This is a genomic window from Muribaculum sp. (assembly GCF_029051885.1).
Lineage (GTDB): Bacteria > Bacteroidota > Bacteroidia > Bacteroidales > Muribaculaceae > Muribaculum.
In genome coordinates, this window is sequence record NZ_JAIDKI010000109.1 from 1 (window position 1) to 1,746 (window position 1,746).

2 protein-coding genes are annotated in these 1,746 nt (G+C 51.5%); both read right to left on the reverse strand.

Annotation, left to right across the window (positions count from 1 at the left end; all coding sequences use genetic code 11):
- Positions 1 to 678 (reverse strand): 3-phosphoserine/phosphohydroxythreonine transaminase (gene serC, locus K2I50_RS04745; RefSeq protein WP_301025076.1); only part of this gene is annotated, 678 nt, incomplete at its 3' end.
- Between the two features lie 162 nt (positions 679 to 840).
- Positions 841 to 1,746, reverse strand: a 906-nt coding sequence (locus K2I50_RS04750) for a DUF1846 domain-containing protein (RefSeq protein WP_301025077.1), incomplete at its 5' end; no start/stop codon positions are given.

A 1,746-nucleotide genomic window follows, 5' to 3' on the forward strand; every position in this document is an offset into this window, starting at 1 on the left:
CTTCTTGATATGGGTGCGGTAGTCGAGCATGGTGGGGATAGCGCGGTCTACATTGCCGAGAGCCGAATCCTTGACGATAACGATTGTCACTCCGGCGGGCGCGAGGTTTTTCTGTGCGCCGGCGTAAATCACGTCATACTTGCTTACATCCACCGGACGTGAGAAGATATCGCTCGACATATCGGCAACCAGAGGCACATTTACATCGGGGTCGAAGCGCACTTCAGTACCGAAAATGGTATTGTTGCTTGTGAAGTGGAAATAGTCGGCATCTTCGGGAACGGTAAAGTTCTTGGGGATATATGTATAGTTCTTGTCTTTTGAAGAGGCTACTACATCGACCTCACCGAAGAGTTTGGCTTCCTTTATAGCGTTGGCGGCCCATGTGCCGGTATCGGTATAGGCGGCCTTCTTCTTGAGCAGGTTGAAAGGCACCATGCAGAACTGCATCGACGCACCTCCGCCGAGGAAAAGCACTGAATAGCCTTCGGGCACTTCGAGGAGTTCCTTCACAAGAGCCTGTGCTTCATCCATCACGGCTGTAAACTCCTTGCTGCGGTGTGATACCTCAAGAATGGACAGACCGGTTCCGGCAAAGTCCTTGATTGCCTCAGCCGTATTCTTTATTGTGTATTCGCTAAGAATCGACGGTCCGGCATAAAAGTTATGCTTCTTCATACAATGTACTTTTATATTATGTATATTTGTTATGCAGTATACATGCATTCACGGATTATCCGCTCTTGCATGTGCAAAATTACACAAATTCTCAAAAGCCACCCACCCTTTTACAATAAAAATGCCCCCATTAACGAAATTTTTCTTTAATGGGGGCATCGATTATCTTCCGGATAACATCTTCGTTTTTTTGGCCGGGTCGCAGGTGAGTCCGACTCCGAGCTTCTTGAATATCTTGTGGTCGACTTCGCCGAGCATTACGGTCGAGTGCACCTGACATCCGTCAAGCTCCGGGAGCTTCTCCAGCGCGCGCCTGCAGTTCTCGTCACGCGGACTCAGCACCGACAGGGCCACCAGCACCTCGTCGGTATGGAGCCTGGGATTGCGACTGCGCAGATAGTTGATTTTTGTATGCTGTATGGGCTCAATAAGGTCCTGGGGCAGCAGCCTGACATCGTGACCTATTCCGGCCAGATGCTTTATGGCATTCAGTATCAGCGCCGCGCTCGGGCCCAGCAGAGGCGTGGTCTTGGCTGTGATGATTGTGCCGTCGGCAAGTTCTATCGCCGAGCAAGGCACTCCGGTCTCCTTCGAGCGTCCGCGTGCGGCAGCTATCGTCTTGCGGTAGCTGAGGTCTATGCCGGCCTGGTTGAAAAGCATTGCTATCTTGTTGACTTCGGCATCGTTGCTCTCGCCCATGGCCATACGGTTGAGCGCGGTAAAGTAACGGCGTATAATCTCGTTGCGTGAAGCATCGCAGCATACATCGTCGTCACTGATACAGAATCCTACCATATTGACACCCATGTCGGTAGGCGACTTATACGGATTCGACCCGTAGATACCGCGGAACAGGGCGTCAAGCACAGGGAATATCTCGATATCGCGGTTGTAGTTGACCGCCTTCTCGCCATATGCATCGAGATGGAACGGGTCGATCATGTTTACATCATTCAGATCGGCCGTGGCAGCCTCATACGCGATATTTACAGGATGACGCAATGACAGATTCCACACCGGGAATGTCTCAAACTTGGCATATCCGGCGTCTATGCCGCGCTTGTGCTC